The 17,513-nt window shown below is 75.3% G+C and carries 18 protein-coding genes; 11 read left to right on the top strand and 7 right to left on the bottom strand.

The genetic code is table 11. From position 1 onward, the window contains the following. Positions 1 to 120 precede the first annotated feature (120 nt). Together IEX99_RS09610 and IEX99_RS09615 are read left to right on the top strand one after the other, a co-directional pair. Positions 121 to 978, top strand: coding sequence for an alpha/beta hydrolase (locus tag IEX99_RS09610; protein ID WP_188899826.1), 858 nt, complete (start codon positions 121 to 123; stop codon positions 976 to 978). Positions 979 to 1,315: 337 nt separating this feature from the next. Further along, on the top strand, positions 1,316 to 2,098 hold the full coding sequence (locus IEX99_RS09615; protein ID WP_188899827.1) for a 3-ketoacyl-ACP reductase: 783 nt from the start codon (positions 1,316 to 1,318) through the stop codon (positions 2,096 to 2,098). 11 nt (positions 2,099 to 2,109) lie between these two features. On the opposite strand, the gene IEX99_RS09620 is transcribed toward IEX99_RS09615, so the two are convergent. Continuing rightward, entirely contained in the window at positions 2,110 to 3,045 is a 936-nt protein-coding gene (locus tag IEX99_RS09620) for a sugar ABC transporter substrate-binding protein (RefSeq protein WP_188899828.1), read from the bottom strand. Between the two features lie 235 nt (positions 3,046 to 3,280). Here IEX99_RS09620 and IEX99_RS09625 point away from each other — a divergent pair, with 235 nt between their 5' ends. Together IEX99_RS09625 and IEX99_RS09630 are read left to right on the top strand one after the other, a co-directional pair. Next, entirely contained in the window at positions 3,281 to 4,003 is a 723-nt protein-coding gene (locus IEX99_RS09625; RefSeq protein WP_188899829.1) for an AzlC family ABC transporter permease, read from the top strand. Next, positions 4,000 to 4,302, top strand: a complete 303-nt coding sequence (locus IEX99_RS09630; protein ID WP_188899830.1) for an AzlD family protein — start codon at positions 4,000 to 4,002, stop codon at positions 4,300 to 4,302. Before IEX99_RS09625 ends, IEX99_RS09630 begins: the two co-directional genes overlap by 4 nt. 82 nt (positions 4,303 to 4,384) lie before the next feature. On the opposite strand, the gene IEX99_RS09635 is transcribed toward IEX99_RS09630, so the two are convergent. Further along, complete coding sequence (locus IEX99_RS09635) at positions 4,385 to 6,802, bottom strand: mechanosensitive ion channel domain-containing protein (protein WP_188899831.1); 2,418 nt, start codon at positions 6,800 to 6,802, stop codon at positions 4,385 to 4,387. A gap of 200 nt (positions 6,803 to 7,002) precedes the next feature. Between IEX99_RS09635 and IEX99_RS09640 the strand changes: the two genes are divergently transcribed. The 4 genes from IEX99_RS09640 to IEX99_RS09655 all read left to right on the top strand — a co-directional run bounded on the left by IEX99_RS09640 (position 7,003) and on the right by IEX99_RS09655 (position 9,993). Beyond that, entirely contained in the window at positions 7,003 to 7,197 is a 195-nt protein-coding gene (locus IEX99_RS09640) for a twin transmembrane helix small protein (protein ID WP_188899832.1), read from the top strand. A 181-nt stretch (positions 7,198 to 7,378) separates the two neighbouring features. Beyond that, complete coding sequence (locus tag IEX99_RS09645) at positions 7,379 to 8,128, top strand: electron transfer flavoprotein subunit beta/FixA family protein (RefSeq protein WP_188899833.1); 750 nt, start codon at positions 7,379 to 7,381, stop codon at positions 8,126 to 8,128. Positions 8,129 to 8,131: 3 nt separating this feature from the next. Then, a complete protein-coding gene (locus tag IEX99_RS09650) occupies positions 8,132 to 9,067 on the top strand; it encodes an electron transfer flavoprotein subunit alpha/FixB family protein (protein WP_188899834.1) in 936 nt (311 codons plus the stop codon). A gap of 17 nt (positions 9,068 to 9,084) precedes the next feature. After that, positions 9,085 to 9,993 (top strand): 3-hydroxybutyryl-CoA dehydrogenase, encoded by a 909-nt coding sequence (locus tag IEX99_RS09655; RefSeq protein WP_188900139.1) that lies wholly within the window; start codon positions 9,085 to 9,087, stop codon positions 9,991 to 9,993. 128 nt (positions 9,994 to 10,121) lie between these two features. Here IEX99_RS09655 and IEX99_RS09660 read toward each other — a convergent pair whose 3' ends face one another. Both IEX99_RS09660 and IEX99_RS09665 read right to left on the bottom strand, forming a co-directional pair. After that, positions 10,122 to 10,589 (bottom strand): hypothetical protein, encoded by a 468-nt coding sequence (locus IEX99_RS09660; protein ID WP_188899835.1) that lies wholly within the window; start codon positions 10,587 to 10,589, stop codon positions 10,122 to 10,124. Between the two features lie 361 nt (positions 10,590 to 10,950). Then, positions 10,951 to 11,586 (bottom strand): RecX family transcriptional regulator, encoded by a 636-nt coding sequence (locus tag IEX99_RS09665; RefSeq protein ID WP_188899836.1) that lies wholly within the window; start codon positions 11,584 to 11,586, stop codon positions 10,951 to 10,953. 502 nt (positions 11,587 to 12,088) lie between these two features. On the opposite strand from IEX99_RS09665, the gene IEX99_RS09670 reads away from it, so the two are divergent. Further along, positions 12,089 to 12,700 (top strand): PRC-barrel domain-containing protein, encoded by a 612-nt coding sequence (locus IEX99_RS09670; RefSeq protein ID WP_229677951.1) that lies wholly within the window; start codon positions 12,089 to 12,091, stop codon positions 12,698 to 12,700. A 218-nt stretch (positions 12,701 to 12,918) separates the two neighbouring features. Further along, positions 12,919 to 13,683 (top strand): metallophosphoesterase family protein, encoded by a 765-nt coding sequence (locus IEX99_RS09675; protein ID WP_188899838.1) that lies wholly within the window; start codon positions 12,919 to 12,921, stop codon positions 13,681 to 13,683. A 4-nt stretch (positions 13,684 to 13,687) separates the two neighbouring features. On the opposite strand, the gene IEX99_RS09680 is transcribed toward IEX99_RS09675, so the two are convergent. After that, entirely contained in the window at positions 13,688 to 14,011 is a 324-nt protein-coding gene (locus IEX99_RS09680) for a 2Fe-2S iron-sulfur cluster-binding protein (RefSeq protein ID WP_188899839.1), read from the bottom strand. 77 nt (positions 14,012 to 14,088) lie between these two features. Further along, the gene (locus tag IEX99_RS09685) at positions 14,089 to 15,258 is read right to left on the bottom strand and encodes a zinc-binding dehydrogenase (protein WP_188899840.1); all 1,170 of its coding nucleotides are present in this window, start codon (positions 15,256 to 15,258) and stop codon (positions 14,089 to 14,091) included. Between the two features lie 176 nt (positions 15,259 to 15,434). Between IEX99_RS09685 and IEX99_RS09690 the strand changes: the two genes are divergently transcribed. Next, the gene (locus tag IEX99_RS09690; RefSeq protein WP_188899841.1) at positions 15,435 to 16,442 is read left to right on the top strand and encodes an isopenicillin N synthase family dioxygenase; all 1,008 of its coding nucleotides are present in this window, start codon (positions 15,435 to 15,437) and stop codon (positions 16,440 to 16,442) included. Here the strand turns inward: IEX99_RS09690 and IEX99_RS09695 are convergent. Further along, complete coding sequence (locus IEX99_RS09695) at positions 16,427 to 17,509, bottom strand: Ldh family oxidoreductase (protein WP_188899842.1); 1,083 nt, start codon at positions 17,507 to 17,509, stop codon at positions 16,427 to 16,429. The genes IEX99_RS09690 and IEX99_RS09695 overlap by 16 nt on opposite strands. Between the last annotated feature and the right edge of the window lie 4 nt (positions 17,510 to 17,513).

Raw genomic sequence — 17,513 nt, forward strand, 5'->3', positions numbered from 1 at the left:
CGATGGCACCCTGGACCCGCCGGCCGGGGCCCCGGCCAGGCGGCGCGGCGCGGTCGCGTCCGCGGCGCCGCCGACGTTGCGCTGGCCGAAGGAGCGCCCCTCCTGTATTCCGGCCGGCCCATGCCGCATCCCACGGAGATCCTCCCCACCGCGCGCGGCCGCGCGCTGCTCTGGCGCCCGGCCCGGCCGGCGCCGGGCGCGCCGGCGCTGCTGCTGCTGCACGGCGCCGCCGGCGGCGCCTGGATGTGGTGCGAGGGCTTCGCCGCCCGGCTGGCGGAGGCCGGATGGCTCGTCGCCGCGCTCGACCTGCGCCGGCGGCGCGCCGACGGGGCGGAGGCGTCGCTCGCCGACTACGCCGCCGACGCCCGCGCCGCGCTCGCCGCGCTGCGCCGGCCGGCGCTCCTGGTCGGGCATTCCCTCGGCGGGCTGCTCGCGCAGCGGCTGCTGGCCGAGCCCGCGGTGCGCGGCGCCGCGCTGCTGGCGCCGGTGCCGCCGGAGGGGCTGTGGTGGTCGAGCCTGCGCCTCGTCGCGCTCGACCCGCTGCTCGCGCACGGGGTGGCGCGGATGGCCGATGGCGGCGCGCACGGCGCCTCGCCGGCCGGCCTCGGCGCCGCGCGGGCTGCGCTGCGCGCCGCGCTGTTCCATCCCGACCTGCCGGAGGCAACGGCGCTGCGCCACCTCCGGCGCCTCACCCGCGAATCCGCCGTGGCGGTGCTGGAGGCGCAGGCGCCGCAGCCGCTGCTGCCCGCGGCGCTGCTCGGCCGGCCGGTGCTGGCGGTCGCGCGTGCCGGCGACCGGCTGATCCCCGCCGACACGGTGCTGCGCACGGCCGCCTTCCACGGCGCCGCGGCGACCCTGTTCGACGGGCCGGGGCACGCGATGATGCTCGACCTCGACTGGCGCGACATCGCCGACCACCTGCTCGGCTGGGCGGCGCGGCAGCCGCGCCTCGCCCCCGCGGAGGCGCTCGTCCCGTGACGTGTCGCGCCGCAGCCGGGGCGCGCGGCGGCTGAGGACGCGGGCCGGGCGGACGCGATCGGGAAGCGCGCGGCGCAGCCTCCTCCGCACCCCGGGGGGCGATGTCGCGCCGCACATCGGCCCGATCGACCGTAGCGCGGCCATGCCCGCCCGATCCCCGGCAGGACCTCGGGGAAACGTCCGGCTCGGCGGCGCTGCCGCAACCGGCGCGCCACGCCTGCTCGGCCGCGGGCGTGACGCGCCCGGTCCGGTGGGCGGGCGGCGAGGCGGAAGGTTTGCGCGGCGCCCGCCTGGCGGGGCAGGATCGCGCCCACCCGCCGACAAGGAGCCTCCGTCCATGAGCGCCCCCGCCCCCCGTCCCGCCGCCCTCGTCACCGGCGCGCGCCGCGGCATCGGCCGCGCCACCTGCGCCGCCCTCGCCGCCGCCGGCTTCGACGTGGTCGGCGCCGACATCGCCGAGGACGGCGCCGAGGAGACGCGCAAGGCGGTCGAGGCCGCCGGCGGGCGCTTCGTCTTCCACCGCGCCGACATCGCCGACCTCGCGGCGCAGGAGGCGCTGCTGGACGCCGCCTGGGGCGCCTTCGGCGGCCTCGAATGCCTGGTCAACAACGCCGGCGTGCAGGTCGCGGTGCGCGCCGACATGCTGGAGACGACGCCGGAGAGCTGGGACCGCCTGCTCGGCATCAACACCCGCGCCACCTTCTTCCTGTCGCAGAGGACGGCGCGGCGGATGATCGCCGAGGGCGCGCCGAGGCGCGGCCACCGCAGCCTGGTGTTCATCTCCTCGGTCAACGCCGTGGCGGCCTCGACCAACCGCGCCGAGTACTGCGTCTCCAAGGCCGGGGTCTCGATGATCGCCAGGCTGTTCGCGCTGCGCCTCGCCGAGCACGGGATCAACACCTACGACATCCGCCCCGGCGTGATCCGCACCGACATGACCGCGGCCGTCGCCGAGCAGTACACGCGCCAGATCGCGCAGGGCGCGGTCGCGCCGATCCGCCGCTGGGGCGAGCCGGAGGACATCGGCCGCGCCATCGCGACCCTCGCCGCCGGCGCGATGCCGTTCAGCACCGGCCACGCCTTCCCGGTGGACGGCGGGCTCCTGGTGCCGCGGATGTAGGCGGCCGCCGGTCAGCCGCCGCGCACGATCGCGTCCCACTCCGGCAGCGGCCGCTCCGCGACCGGCACCAGCCAGGCGGCGTGGTTGCCGCGGTGGATCACCTGCGCCGGCAGCAGGATCTCGGGCGGCACCGGCAGGCCGCGCAGGTGGCGGATCGCCGCCATCGCCGCGAGGGCGCCCATCCGGAACCCGTCGTAGTCCATGGTCGCGAGCAGCCGCCCCTCGCCGACCGCGCGCGCCGCCTCGACGGTGCCGTTGTTGCCGACGACGAGCGCGCGCCGCCCCTGCTCCTCCAGCGCGTCGAGGGCGCCGAGCGCCATCAGGTCGTTGGTCGCGATCACGCCCTCGATGCGCGGATGCGCCGCCATCAGCGCGCGCATCGCCTCGCGCCCGCCGGGCCGCAGGTAGCGCCCCGGGGCGGTGCCGAGCAGCGCGATGCCGGGATGGCGCGCGATCTCCTCGCGGAAGCCGCGGCCGCGGTCGCGGCTGGTCGGCGCCGTCTCCGGCCCCTCGATCAGCACCACCCGGCCCTCGCCGCGCAGCGCCGCGATCAGGTGGGCGGCCGCGGCGCGCGCCATCGCCACGTCGTCGGCGCCGACGAAGGTGACGAAGCGCCCGCGCATGCGGTTGACGAAGCCGACCAGCGGGATGCCGGCGGCGTTGATCTCCGCCACCGGCCCCTCCATCGCCCGGTCGTCGGCGGGGGCGAGGAGGATCGCGTCCGGCCGCGTCCCGCTGAGCGCGCGGCGGACCAGCGCGGCCTGCTCCGCGGGGTCGTCGGGCGTGGCGGGCACCTGCGGCAGGGTGACCGCGCCGAGCGCGGCGGCGGCCCGCTCCGCGCCGAGCAGGAAGGCCCGGTAGTTCGGGTTCACGCCGTTCTTGGTGAACACGGCGATGCGCGGCCCCGAGGCCCGCGGCGGGCCGCCGTGCTGTGCGGAGATCGGCACCCTGTCCCTCCCCCATCGGACGCGCCGCGGCGACCTTACGAGGCCGGCGCGCGGGCGCCCAGCCCGCGGCCCGAGGGAGGGCGCGCCGCCGCGCCGCGGCCGCCCCGCCAGGCCCGGATCGCTCCGGCCGGATCCGAGCGGTTCGGACCCGGTCCCGTTCGCGCCGGCGATTCGCGCCCTGGCGTGCCCGCCTCCGATGTGCACACTCGGGGGCGATCGCGGGCCAAGAGGCGCCATGCTCCGACCTTCCTTCACCGGCGCGGGCGTGCGCCGCGGCCTGCGCGTGGCCTTGCCGCTCGTCGTCGGCACCTTTCCGTTCGGCCTGGTGGTCGGCGTGGCCTCCAGCGGCCGCGGGCTCAGCCTGCTCGAGACGCTGCTGATGAGCGGTCTCGCCTTCGCCGGCACGGCGCAGCTCGTGGCGCTCGAGCTTTGGGCGGAACCGGCGCCGCTGCTCGCGGCGGTGTTCGCCACCTTCGTCGTCAACCTCCGCATGGCGCCGATGGGCGCCGCGCTGGCCGCCTGGTTCGACCGGGTGCGCGGCTGGCGGCTGTGGGCGACGCTCGGGCTGCTGACCGACCAGGGATTCGCCCTGGCGGCGACGGAGCAGCGCCGCGGCCTCGGCCGCGATGCGGGGTTCCTGTTCGGCGTCGGGCTGCTGCTCTGGCTGTTCTGGATCGTCGCGGTGGGGGCGGGACACGCGCTCGCCGGCGCGGTGCGGCTGGCGCCGGCGCATCCGTTGTTCTTCGCCCCGGTCGCGGTGTTCGTCGCGCTGCTGGTGCCGCTCTGGCGCGGCGTGCGGCAGGACGCGGCGCCCTGGGCGCTGGCGGCGTCGGTGGCGCTGGCGCTGCACGGGACGGGCCTCGGCCCGCCCTGGCCGCTGCTCGCGGGCGCCCTGTCCGGCGCGGCGCTCGCCGCGGCGCGGGAGGCGCGGCACGGGGCGCCGGCGCCGCGCCGATGACGCTCCGCCCCGACGCGCTCGCCGTCATCCTCGGGATGGCGGCGGTGACCTACCTGTGCCGCGCCGGCGGCTACGTGGTGCTGCGCGCGGCGCGCCCGCCGCGCCTCGTCGAGGCGATGCTGCGCCACCTGCCGGGGCCGCTGTTCGTCGCCTACGTCGCGCCGGCGATGGCGGCGCAGGACCTCGCCGCCTGGATGGGGGCCGCGGCTGTGGTCGCGGTGCAGGCGGCGACGCGCAACCTCGCCGCCTCGATCGCGGCGGGGGTGGCGACGGTCGCGCTCGCGCGCGGTGCGTTCTGACGCCCGGCGGCCGGCGCCGCGGCGAGCGCGGGCGGCAGGCTGCCGCCGCCCTGCCAGGCCGCGCACGGGAAGTCGCGCCGCGCTACTCCGTCGCCCGGCGCGGCGCGAGGAGCTCGCCGGGCCCGCCCGGCGCGGCATCGCCGGAAGGCCGCGCCCAGGGCCAGGCGGCGAAGGCGATCCCCTCGGCCTCGAAAACCTTGCGGATCCGGCCGTTGAACTCGCGCGCGACGTTCCAGCGCTGCAGCGGGTCGGTCTTCATCCGGGCGCGCACCGTCACGCCCGAATCGGACAGCCGCTCCACGCCCCAGACGTCGATGTCGTCGCGGATCACCGCGCCCCACTTCGGGTCGGCCCGCATCTCCGCCGCCACGCGCCGCATCGCCTCCGCCGCCTTGTCGGTGTCCGCGCCGTAGCTCACGGTCAGGTCGAGCACCGCGAAGGCGAAGTCGCGGGTCATGTTGGTCACCGTCGTGACGGCGCTGAACGGGACGATGTGCACGCTGCCGTCGAGGGCGCGCAGCTTGATCGAGCGGATCGAGAGCTGCTCGACCACGCCCGAGAGCCCGCCGAGCTGCACCACGTCGCCCACCGCCACCGCGTCCTCGAACAGCAGGAACACGCCGGTGATCACGTCCTGCACCAGCTTCTGGGAACCGAAGCCGATGGCGAGGCCGACCACGCCTGCGCCGGCCAGCAGCGGCGCGACGTTGACGCCGATCTCCGAGAGCGTGTTCAGCACCACGAAGACGGCGATGACGATGAACAGCGCCGTCCGCAGCATCGGCAGCAGCGTGCGCACCCGCGCCGAGCGCGCCGCCTGGGCGTCGCGCGAGAGGCGGGCGAGGTGACGCGCGATCGCCGCGTTCGCCGCCTCCCACGCCGCGATCGCCACCACCACCGTCAGCCCGATCGAGACCAGCGAGGCGAGCAGCCGGTTGCCGAGCTGGCCGCGGCCGAACCACTCGAAGGCGTCCACCCCCCAGCTCTCGAGCAGGAACAGCAGGGCGATGAAGACGATGATGCCCGAGACGATGCCCTTGAGCACCGGCAGGTAGCGGTTCGCCCGCGCCTCCAGCCCCGGGTAGCGGCCGGCGAGGTCGGGGCTGATGCGGAAGGCGCGGCCGATCAGCCGCCGCGCCCCGGAATCGGCGAGCTTGGCGAGCGCCGCGATCAGCAGCGTCATCGCCGAGACGCGCATCAGGCGCTGGAAGCCGTCCTCGATCTCCAGCGCCCAGACCCCCCAGGCGGCGAACAGCCAGAGGATCGCGAGCAGGTGCCAGACCTCGGCGAAGCGGTCGCGCAGCCCGCGGAAGAAGCGCCGCGCCCGCTCCGGCGACTCGCCCTCGGCGAGCGCCGGCGCGCGGAGCAGGTCGGCCACCGGCGCGCGGTTCTGCAGGATGACCACCACCAGCAGCAGCGAGACGGCGAGGAGGGAGACGCGCAGGATCGCGTCATAGGCCCCCCAGGGCAGGCCGAACTGCAGGCCGATCTCGGCCGCGGCCGCGCCGAGCACCAGCACCAGCAGGATGCGCCGCAGCCAGATGGTGACGTAGGCCGCCGTCTCGTCGCTGCAGGGGACCAGGCGCAAATGCGCCGAGGCCGGCGAGAGCAGCATGCGCGAGGCCGCCATCGCCGCCCGCAGCGCCACGTAGGAGTGGTTGGCGGTGAGCATGACGAGCTGCGTCGTCGGCAGCGGCTGCACCACCCCGATCAGGCCGTAGGAGACGCCGGCGAAGGCCGCGATCGGCACCAGGTCGAGCGCCAGCCGGCCGACGACGAGCGGCACGCGCCTGAGCCAGTTCCAGGCGCTGCCCGGGCGCGGCGCCATCGCGTCCAGCGCGTCGCGCGGGCGGCGCAGCATGCGCCAGACCGCCCACTCCGCGAACAGGCCGAGCCCGAACACGAGCGCGACCTTCCAGGAGGCGTCGAGCACGCGGCGCCGGGTCACCGGGTCGCGCGCCAGCTCGGAGACGGCGGCGGCCACCGCGGGCAGGTCGGTGAGCGCCTGCGCAGCGGCGACGAGCTCGTCGGACAGGGCGGAGAGGCGCTGCGAGGCGCCGCTCAGCAGCTGCGCGCCGAGCGTGTTCGGGGCGAGCAGCGCCGGCTCCGCGGCCGCGGGGGCGGCCGGAGCCGGGGCCGCGGGCTCCCGCGCCGGCGGGGCTCCGGCGGGGGGCGCGGCGGCGCCGCGCTCGGCGGCGGCGAGCGCTTCCAGGATGCGGATCAGCTCGGCGCGCCGGGTGTCGTCCTGGAGCAGGCGCAGGAGCTGCTGGATGTCGGCAGGGACCGGCGCGCCGGCCGCCGCGGGCGACGCCGGGGCCGCCCCCGCCGCGCCCTGCGGGGCGCCGCCGCTCCCCGCCCCGACCGGCGCCGGCGGGGCGGGGGGCGGCGCCGGCGCCTCCTGCGGGGCGGCGGACGCCGCGGCCGCGCGCGGCGGCGCTTGGTCCTGCGCGCGCGCGCCCTGGCCGCCGGCCAGGGCGACCGCCGCCAGGGCGGCGACCATCAGTGCGAGCAACGGGACGACGCGAAGCGCCGGCCGGCGCGAAACGCGGGCGGGGTGGCGGAACGAGTTCATCGCGGCCGGTGGACCCCATCGGGGGTGCCCGGGTCAAGCCCGCCCGTCGCCGCGCGGCGGGCAGGCATGCGCCGGCGCGGCAGCCGGCGGCATTGCCATCGCTGCCCGACGCCCCAGCTTAGCGGCCCATGCAGACCCTGCTCACGATCCTGCTCGTCCTCGCCATGCTCGCCGTGCTCGCCACGCTGTTTGCCGGTATCGCCGGCCTGGTGCGCGGCAACGGGGACGCGGCGCGGTCGAATCGGCTGATGCGCTGGCGGGTGATCCTCCAGGGCGTCGCGCTGGCGCTGTTCGTGCTCCTGATGTTCGCGCTGCGGAACTGACCGCCGCGGCGCCCCGGCAGCGCCCGGCCGGACCGGGCGACTTTACACCCTGGCCGCCCCGGCCCTATGTTCCGGCGCCATTGTGCAATGCGAAACGACGCCGCAACGGCGGCGTCGCCGCAGGCGGCGTTGGGCTCTCGGGGGTGCGCCGCCGCCCCAAGCGCAGGACACGGCCGAACCCATGAAGCTCCTCGTCCCCGTCAAGCGGGTGGTGGATTACAACGTGAAGGTCCGCGTGAAGTCGGACGGCACCGGCGTCGAGACGGCGAACGTCAAGATGTCCATGAACCCGTTCGACGAGATCGCGGTCGAGGAGGCGGTGCGCCTCAAGGAGAAGGGCATCGCGAGCGAGATCGTCGCCGTCTCCATCGGCGTCGCCGCCGCCGCCGAGCAGATCCGCACCGCCCTCGCCATGGGCGCCGACCGCGGCATCCTGGTCGAGCACGACGGGGCGCTGGAGCCGCTGGCGGTGGCGAAGATCCTCAAGGCCGTGGTGGCGAAGGAGCAGCCGCAGCTCGTCATCCTCGGCAAGCAGGCGATCGACGACGACATGAACGCGACCGGCCAGATGCTCGCCGCCCTCCTCGGCTGGCCGCAGGGCACCTTCGCCTCCCGCCTCGAGATCGCCGACGGCAAGGCGACGGTGACGCGCGAGGTGGATGGCGGGCTGGAGACGGTCGAGCTCAGGCTGCCGGCGATCGTCACCACCGACCTGCGGCTGAACGAGCCGCGCTACGCCTCGCTCCCCAACATCATGAAGGCGCGCAAGAAGCCGATCGAGACGCTGAAGCCCGCCGACCTCGGCGTGGACCCCGCGCCGCGCCTGACCGTGCTGAAGGTCGAGGAGCCGCCGAAGCGCCAGGCCGGCAAGAAGGTGGCCTCCGTGCAGGAGCTGGTGGACAAGCTGCGCAACGAAGCGAAGGTGATCTGAGTCATGGCCGTCCTGGTGCTCGCCGACCGCTCGGGGTCGGCCATCAACCAGCCCACGCGCAGCGCCGTCGCCGCGGCGGGGCAGATCGACAGGGAGGTGCACCTCCTCGTGCTCGGCGCCGAGCAGGCGGAGGCGGCGGCGAAGCTGCCCGGCGTGGCGAAGGTGCTGAAGGCCGAGGGCGAGGCCTACGCGCACGCGCTCGCCGAGCCCACCGCCGCGCTGCTCGTCGCGCTCGCGCCGAACTACACGCACTTGCTCGCCCCGGGCAGCGCGCAGGGCAAGAACATCATGCCGCGCGTCGCCGCCCTGCTCGACGTGCAGATCGTCAGCGACATCGCGGGCGTGGTGGACGCCGACACCTTCCGCCGCTTCTTCTACGCCGGCAACGCGCTGGCGACGGTGAAGAGCGCGGACGCGAGGAAGGTGCTCACCGTGCGCGCGGCGAGCTTCGACCCGGTGCCGGCCGAGGGCGGCCCCGGCGCGCCGATCGAGGCGGTGCGGCCGGCGGAGGACCCGGGCCTCTCGCGCTTCCTGCGAGCCGAGCTCGCCAAGAGCGCGCGGCCGGAGCTGACGGCGGCGCGCATCGTCATCTCCGGCGGCCGGGCGATGGGCTCGGCCGAGAACTTCCGCATCCTCGAAGGGGTCGCCGACAAGCTCGGCGCCGCCATCGGCGCCTCGCGCGCCGCGGTGGACGCGGGCTACGCGCCGAACGACCTGCAGGTCGGCCAGACCGGCAAGATCGTGGCGCCCGACCTCTACATCGCCGTCGGCATCTCCGGCGCCATCCAGCACCTCGCCGGCATGAAGGACAGCAAGGTGATCGTCGCGATCAACAAGGACGAGGAGGCGCCGATCTTCCAGGTCGCCGACTACGGCCTCGTCGCCGACCTGTTCAAGGCCGTCCCCGAGCTCGAGGCCGAGCTGGAGCGCACCAAGTGAACCATGAGGTGAAGCCGATGCCCGCGGAGGCGCCGGCGAGCGTCGCGCCGCCGGAGATCGCGAAGGTCGGCGTGATCGGCGCCGGCCAGATGGGCAACGGCATCGCCCATGTCTGCGCCCTCGCCGGCCTGCCGGTGGCGCTGGTGGACATCAGCGCGGCGCAGCTCGGCAAGGCGATGGCGACCATCGCCCGCAACATGGACCGCCAGGTCGGCCGCAAGCTGATCGCCCCGGAGGACAAGGAGGAGGCGCTGGCGCGCATCGCCACCGGCACCGACTACGCCCTGGTCGGCGACTGCGACATGGTGATCGAGGCGGCGACCGAGAAGGAGGAGGTCAAGCGGCAGATCTACCAGCAGGTCTGCCCGCGGCTGAAGCCCTCGGCGATCCTCGCCTCCAACACCTCCTCGATCTCCATCACCCGCCTCGGCGCCGCGACCGACCGGCCGGAGCGGTTCATCGGCATGCACTTCATGAACCCCGTGCCGGTGATGAAGCTGGTCGAGGTGATCCGCGGCATCGCCACCGACGAGCCGACCTACCAGGCGACCCTCGCGCTCGCCCGGCGGCTCGGCAAGCAGACGGCGACGGCGGAGGACTTCCCGGCCTTCATCGTCAACCGCATCCTGGTGCCGATGATCAACGAGGCGGTGTACGCGCTCTACGAGGGCGTGGGCACCGTCACCAGCATCGACACCGCGATGCGGCTCGGCGCCAACCACCCGATGGGGCCGCTCGAGCTCGCCGACTTCATCGGGCTCGACACCTGCCTCTCGATCATGCAGGTGCTCTACGAGGGGCTGAGCGATTCGAAGTACCGCCCCTGCCCGCTGCTGGTGAAGTACGTCGAGGCCGGCTGGTACGGCCGCAAGACCGGCAAGGGCTTCTACGACTACAGCGTGGACCCGCCGCGCCCGACGCGGTGACCGAGGCCGCCGGCCCGCGCGGAGGGCGTCCTCCCCGCGCGGCTGACGTGCCCCCTTCGTGCCGCGGGCGCGGCGGCACGAGGAGGGGGCCGTGCCCCGCGCCGCGGTCTCGCGGCCGCCGGGCGCGGTCAGGCCTCCAGCAGCAGGTCGTCGACGTGGGTCTGGTCGCCGGTCAGCTTGCCGCGCGCCTGCCAGTGGTAGAAGTGGTGGTTGCTCTTGAGGTTGTCGCCGTAGCCGTACTTCGAGACGATCAGGTCGAACCTGTCCTTGCCCGGCGCGAAGACGATCAGGCTCTCCATCCGCTCCAGGTATCTTTGCTGGGACTCCGTGGTGCCGGCGCCGGCGCCGTCCGAGAGTCCCATCCTGCGGCCGAGGATCGTGTTGAAGTCGAGCCAGATCAGGTCGAGGTCGCCGCGCAGCGAGGGCGGCACCGCGTTGCGGAGCCGATCCGACACCTTGCCGCGCGGCGCCCAGTAGCCGAGGACGGTGCCGACCATCCGGTTGACGCCGAGGCGCACATTCCAATCGTCCTGGAAATTCCTGACGATACCGCCGAAGATATTGCCGACCGGTCCGCAATATTCGTGGACGGTCACGTTCTGGGTTCTTCTCAGGTCATCCACAACGGACCGAAGCTTGTTCCGGCTGCCGCTCCAGATCGAGCGGTGGCGCGCATATTTCGAGTCGTTCTTCGGGTTGGTATTGATGCTCGTGATCGTCATCGGTCCCGTGCTCCTCCCTGGCTCGGTCCCATGGCGCCGCGCTGGCAGCATCTGAAGAACCTGTAAACCATGGGCTCCCGCAGGGGCAACGGGTTCTTCCTCCGTTCCTGATCTGCTCCCGCGCGGTTGCCCCTCGCTTGAGCGCGGGCGCCCTCATGGGCCGGCCCGCCGCCACGCGACAGGCCGCGCGCGGCACGGGGCGCGGCCCGTCCCGGGCGGAGCGTCCCTCCCCCGCTCAGTCCCGCCGGCTGGCGAGGAGCCGCTCCTCCGCCTCCGCCGGCGCCATGCGCAGCGCCGTCTCCGCCACCTCGCGCGCGAACCCCGCCCGCGCCAGCGCGCCGAGGGCGCGGCGGCGCGCCTCCTCGTCCGCCTCCTCGCCCGCCGGCGCGGCGAAGGGTCCGATCCGCCGGCGCCGGCACAGGGCGAGCGCCGCCGCCAGTTCGGCCGCCTCGTCCTCGGGCAGCGCCGCGCGCGCCGTCGCGTGATCCACCCCGCGCGCCGCGAGATGCGCGGCGATCGCCCGGCGCGAGCGGCCGGCGCGGTGCAGCCGCCGCGCCCGGGCCGCGGCGAAGGCCGCGTCGTCCACCGCGCCGGCGGCGGCGAGGCGCCGCGCCACCGCCGCCGCCGCGGCGCGGCCGAGGCGCACGCGCGCGGCGATCTCCTCGGGCGCCAGCGCGCCTTCCCCCTCGGCGCGGCGGGCCCAGCGCTCGACCCGCCGCTCCAGCACGCGGCGCAGCCCCGCCTCGGTGGCGGCGAAGCGGGCGAGATGCCGCAGCGCCGCCTCGTGCAGCCGCGCCTCGTCCGGCGGCGGGCCGCAGGCGGGGGCGCGCCGCCCGTCGCCCCGCCGCGTGTCCTCGCGCACTTGTGCCATGCCGGCACTCTGCCATGGTCCGGCGCCCCTGCGAAATCCGCCGCCGCCTTCACGCGACCGCGCCGCCGTGCCGCGCGGCGGCCTCGCGCTCGCCGGCCGCGAGGTGCGGCTGCCCGAACCGTTCCGCCTGCCGTCCCTGGCCGACCGCTGTTCTGGATGATCGACGCCTTCCGCGCCGGCCTCACCGGCCACGCGGGGCGCGCCGGGGCTCGGCCTGGCGGCCCTGGCGTTGCTCGATGCGGCGCTGTGGTGGGGCGCGCTGGTCCTGCTGCGCCGCGGCTGGCGGCTGCGGAGCTGAACGCGGCCCGGCCAGCCGCGACCGGCCGGGTTGATCGCCGCCCGCGTCCCGCCGGACGGACGCCGCGGGCCGCGCGTGGCACGGACTGCCCTGCGATCCGGGACCTGTCGAAACCTTGCGTCCCGAGGGGGCGTTTCTGGCGCGTGCCTCCGGCCGCCGCTGCGGCCGAGGTTGATGCGACGGAAAGAACAGGCAGAAGGCGTGATGCTCATGCTTACCCGCAAGACGCTGCTCGGCATGACGGCCGCGGCCGGATTCGCCGCCGTGCCGGCGCTCGCCCTCGGGCAGACGACGACCGGCGGCAGCTCGGCGCAGCCGCAGACCACCCAGACCATGCCGCAGCAGGGCCCGCTCTCCGGGGCGCCCGGCGCCGCCACCACGGCCCCGACCGCCGCGCCGACGGCGCAAGGCCTCGCGGTGGACCGCGCGCAGCTCCGCGAAGGCCGGCGGGCGAGCAAGGTGATCGGCTCGACCGTCTACGGCGGCAGCGGCAACGACAGCATCGGCTCGGTCGACGACCTGATCATCCCGCGCGGCGGCGGGAATCCGGTGGCCGTGCTCTCGGTCGGCGGCTTCCTCGGCATCGGCGCCAAGCTCGTCGCCGTGCCCTACGAGCGGCTCCAGTTCGACGCGGAGCGCGAGCGCTGGGTGCTGCCCGGCGCGACGCGGGAGTCGCTGGAGGCGCTGCCTATCTTCGCCTACGACACCGATCGGGCCACCGGCACCGCCACCGGCGCCGACCGCCCGGCGGCGCGTCCCGACGCCATGGGCGGCGGCATCGCCCCGGCGAGCCCGCCGCCGGCGCGCACCCAGTAACCGCGCGCCGGCGGGGCGACGGCCGGGCCTCTCCCCGGGGCCCGGCCGGAGCGCCGATCCCGCCGCCACCGCCGGAACTCCGGCGTTCCTCCTTCGGCGGGTGCCGCTCCCCCTGGTCCAGGCGCGACGCGCCGCGAGGCGCGCACCGGGCGCGATCGCGAGGGCCGCTTCCCGCGAAGCGGGCCGCGGCTACACTCGGCGCCGAGAGGGGGCGGAGCATGCGCATCGCGGTGATCGCCGACATCCACGGCAACCTGCCCGCGCTCGAGGCGGCGCTCGACGACATCGCCGCGCGCGGCGTCGCGATGGTGCTGAACCTCGGCGACTGCGCCTCCGGCCTGCTGTGGCCGCGCGAGACCGCGGCGCTGCTGATGGCGCGCGGGATCCCGACGGTGCGCGGCAACCACGACCGCTGGGTGGCGGAGCAGGAGCCCGCGGCGATGGGGCGGCAGGACGCCTTCGCCCATGGCGAGCTCACCCCCGACCAGCGCGCCTGGCTCGGCGGGCTGCCGACGCGGCTCCTGCCCGCGCCGGGCGTGCTCGCCTGCCACGGCACGCCGGGGAGCGACACGGCGAACCTGCTCGAGGAGCCGGCGGACGGCCACCTGCGTCCCGCCGCGCCGGAGGTGGTGCGCGCGCGGCTCGGCGCCGATGGCCTCGCCGCGCGCGTCGTGCTCTGCGGCCACAGCCACCAGGCGAGCGTCGTGCACCTGCCGGACGGCGGGCCGATGGTCGTGAACCCCGGCAGTCTCGGCTGCCCCGCCTTCCGCGTGACGCGCCCGCCGCACCCCCACCGCTCCGAGGCGCGCTCGCCGCATGCGCGCTACGCGATCCTGCACCTGCCGGAGGACGGCGGCGCGCCGGGCGCCGACCTGATCGCGCTGCGCTACGACTGGGAGGCGGCGGGCCGCCGCGCCGAATCGCTCGGCAGCCGCGCCTGGGCCTACGCGCTGCGCACCGGCTTCATCCCGGACGGGGTCTGACGCGTCAGACCTGCCGGTCGGGGATGCGCACCACCAGCCCGTCCATCTCCTCGGTGACGGTGAGCTGGCAGGAGAGGCGGCTGTTGGGCAGCCGCTCCGCGGCGGTGCCGAAGAGCATCTCGTCCTCCGCCTGCTCGGGCGGCGGCAGGCGGTCGGCCCAGTCCTCGTCCACATAGACGTGGCAGGTGGCGCAGGAGCAGCAGCCGCCGCACTCGGCGACGATGCCGCGCACGCCGTTCTGCGTCGCGCCGAGCATGAGCGTGGTGCCGACCGGGAGGTCGAGCGTGCGCTCGGCGCCGTCGGGCTGGATGAAGGTGATGCGCGGCATGGGCGGCGGCGGGCTCCTCGCTGAGGCTGGTGCGAAGCCGGGGTCGGCGGCGGCGCGGGGCGACGGCGGGCGCGGCCTCAGGCCTCCAGCAGTTCCGGCCAGGGCACGATGGTGGACTTCACCGTGCGCATCGCCATCGCGTCCGCCACGGCGCGCGCCACGCCGTCCCGGTCGAAGGGATAGAGCGCCTGCATCTCGTACCACGGATACCTCTCCCGCGCCTGGTGGAGCATCTGCACCCCGAGCGCGAGGTCGTTCTCGGTGAAGGCCCAGGAGCCCATGATGGTGATGTCCTTGGCGACGAAGCGGTGCCAGTTGGTCATGATCGGCCCGGCGTCGGTGAACTGGCCCATCTCGATGTAGAAGCCGCAGTCGCGCAGCATCTCGATGCCCTCCGGCCCGGCGCTCGGGTGGCCGGTGCAGTCCATCACCACGTCGGCGCCGAAGCCGCCGCGGGCGCCGCCGATGATCTCGCGCACGCGGGCGATGCGGGCCTCGGGCGTGGCGTACTCCTCGATGTCCACCGTCGCCTCGGCGCCGAACCTGCGGGCGAGGGCGAGGCGCGGCGTCTCCGGCGCGCCGACGCAGATGATCCGCCCCGCGCCCATCTCGCGCGCCGCGGCGATGGCGAGGATGCCGATCGGGCCCGACCCCTGGATCACCACCGTGTCGCCCCACCTGAACCCGCCCATGCGCTGGGCGCGGGCGAAGCCGCGGATGGTCGAGGTGATCGGCTCGGCGAGCGCGCCGAGGCGCAGCGGCATGTCGTCGGGCAGCCGGTAGATCTTCGTCCCCGGCAGCGCCTCGAGATCCACGTACACGTATTCCGCGAAGCCGCCCCAGAGGTGCGGCGGACGGTCGAAGCCGAGGTAGCGGCCGTAGTAGACCGGCGTCTGGCAGCGGTTGGAGTGCTCCGGGTAGTGCTTGCAGTAGTAGCACGCGCCGCAGGGCATGAAGGGCGGGATCATGACCTTCGACCCGACCGCGATCGGCTGGTCCATCCAGTCGGTGGCGAGGTCGGGGCCCTTCTCGACGACGATGCCCGCCATCTCGTGGCCGAGGGTGAAGGGCCAGGGCAGCGGCTTCGGCCAGTGGCCCTTGAGGATGTGCAGGTCGGTGCCGCAGACGCCGCAGGCGCCGATCCTGATGAGCGCCGCCTTGCGGCCGACGCGCGGCCAGGGGACCTCGCGGATCACCGGCGCGGCGCCGGGGCCGTCGAAGGTGGAGACGCGGATGGTGCGGGTCATGGCGGGACTCCTCGCGCGCGGCGCGGCTTCGGGCGGAGGCTAATCACGTCGGCGCGCGGGCGGCAAACCCGGCGTCCGGCCGGTGCGGCGCGGCTTGCCGCGCCCGCGGCCGAAGGGCAACCTGTGCCGGAGCCGCGGCACCGCCGCGCCGCGCGATGCACGGAGCAGCAGAGAGCATGACCGCCGTCGGCCCGGAGGGCCGCATTCCCGTCCTCGACATCGGCCCCTACCTCGCGGGCGCGCCGGGCGCGCTCGAGCAGCTCGCGCGCCACGTCGCGCGGAGCTGCGAGGACACCGGCTTCCTCGTCCTCGCCAACCACGGCATCGAGCCGCGGCTGATCGAGGAGTGCTTCGCCGCCGCCCGGCGCTTCTTCGACCTCCCTGCGGAGCGCAAGCTGCCGCTGAAGGTCGGCGAGCTGAACATCGGCTACCTGCCGCCGGGCACGCAGACCATCCGCACCTCGCGCATCCACGACAACCGCAAGCCGAACCTCAACGAGAGCTTCTACATCGTGCGCGACCGGGCGCCGGACGACCCGGACATCCTCGCCGGCAAGCCCTTCGTCGGGCTGAACAAGTGGCCGGACGGGATGCCGGAGTTCCGCGCCGCGACGACGGCGTATTTCGGGGCGATGCAGACCCTCGCCCACCGCATGCTGGCGGTGTTTTCGGCGGCGCTCGGCATGCCGCCGGACTATCTCTACCGCGATTTCCGCGACCCGACCTGCACGCTGCGGCTGATCCGCTACCAGCCGCAGCCGAGGGACGCCGAGGACCAGTTCGGCTTCGCCCCGCACATCGACACCAACCTCACCACCTACCTCGCGCAGTCGGAGGTGCCGGGACTGGAGGTCCGCACGAAGGAAGGCACCTGGATCCGCCCGCCGGCGATTCCCGGCACCTTCGTCGTGAACTCGGGCGAGATGCTCGGCCGCTACTCCAACGACCGCTTCGCGCCGACGCCGCACCGCGTGATCAACCACAGCGGCCGCTTGCGCCACGCCATCCCGTTCTTCTACGGGCCGGACAACGACGCGGTGATCGAGGTCGTGCCGAGCTGCATCGGGCCGGGCAACCCGCCGCGCTACGGGCCGCTGCTCTACGCCGACCACCGCCGCAGGCTGAACGTGACCAACTTCGCCCACCGCCAGGCGGCGGCCGGCGCCCCTCAGGCGAGCACGTAGGCGGCGCCGGAGCGCTCGCAGATGCCGCGGATCAGCCGGTCGAGGCTGTCCGGGATCGGGATGCCCTCGCGCAGGCGGCGCTCGCGCTCCATCTCCTCCGGGTCGCCCGCGACCAGCACCGGCTTCGCCGGGTCGGCGGGCGGCGTGGCGTGCAGGATGTCGATCACCTCGTCGAGGTCGGACTCGAACGCGCCCTCCTCGCGGAAGGCGCGCTGGTCGAGCGCCAGGAAGAAGTGGCCGATGTTGTCGGGCCGGCCCGGCCGGTGGTCGCGCTCGCGGACCGGCGAGAAGGAGGCGCCGGTCAGCGTGCCGCCGAGGATGTGCACCATCATCGCGAGCCCGTAGCCCTTGTGGCTGCCGAGCTCCGGCGTGCCGCCGAGCGGCGTCAGCCCGCCCGGCTTCTCCTTGTAGAGGATCTCCATCCCGCGCTTCGGGTCGGTGACGATGCGGCCGTCGCCCTCCACCACCCAGCCCGGCGGCATGGCGCGGTTGTTGAGGTCCCAGACCTTGATCTTGCCCGCCGCGGTCGTCGTCGTCGCCATGTCCAGCACGAAGGGGCGGTTGCGCCTCGCGGGCGCCGCGAAGGCGAGCGGGTTGGTGCCGAGCACCGGCATCGCCGCGCGCGTCGGCACCATGGCGATGCCGCGCGTCGCGCTCGTCACCATGCCGATCACGCCGCGCCGCGCCGCGATGCGCGCATAGACCCCCGCCGCGCCGAAGTGGTGCGAGTTGCGCACGCCGACCACGCCGACGCCCGCGGCGAGCGCCTTGTCCACCGCGAGGTTCATCGCGAAGCTCGAGACCGGGTGGCCGAGCCCCGCGTCGCCGTCCACCAGCGCGGTGCAGGCGTTCTCGCGCACGATCCGCGGCCGCGCGTTCAGGTTCAGCCGCTTCTCGGCCACGCGCTGCTCGTAGGTCATCAGCATCGAGATGCCGTGCGAGTCCACGCCCATCAGGTCGGTCTCGACCATCGCCTCGGCGGTGGTGGCGGCGAGGTCCTCCGCCATGCCCCAGGCGCGGAGGATGTTGAGGATCTGCTGGCGCACGCGGTCGGCGCTGACGTTCATGCTG

This window comes from Caldovatus sediminis, assembly GCF_014644455.1.
GTDB classification, from domain to species: domain Bacteria; phylum Pseudomonadota; class Alphaproteobacteria; order Acetobacterales; family Acetobacteraceae; genus Caldovatus; species Caldovatus sediminis.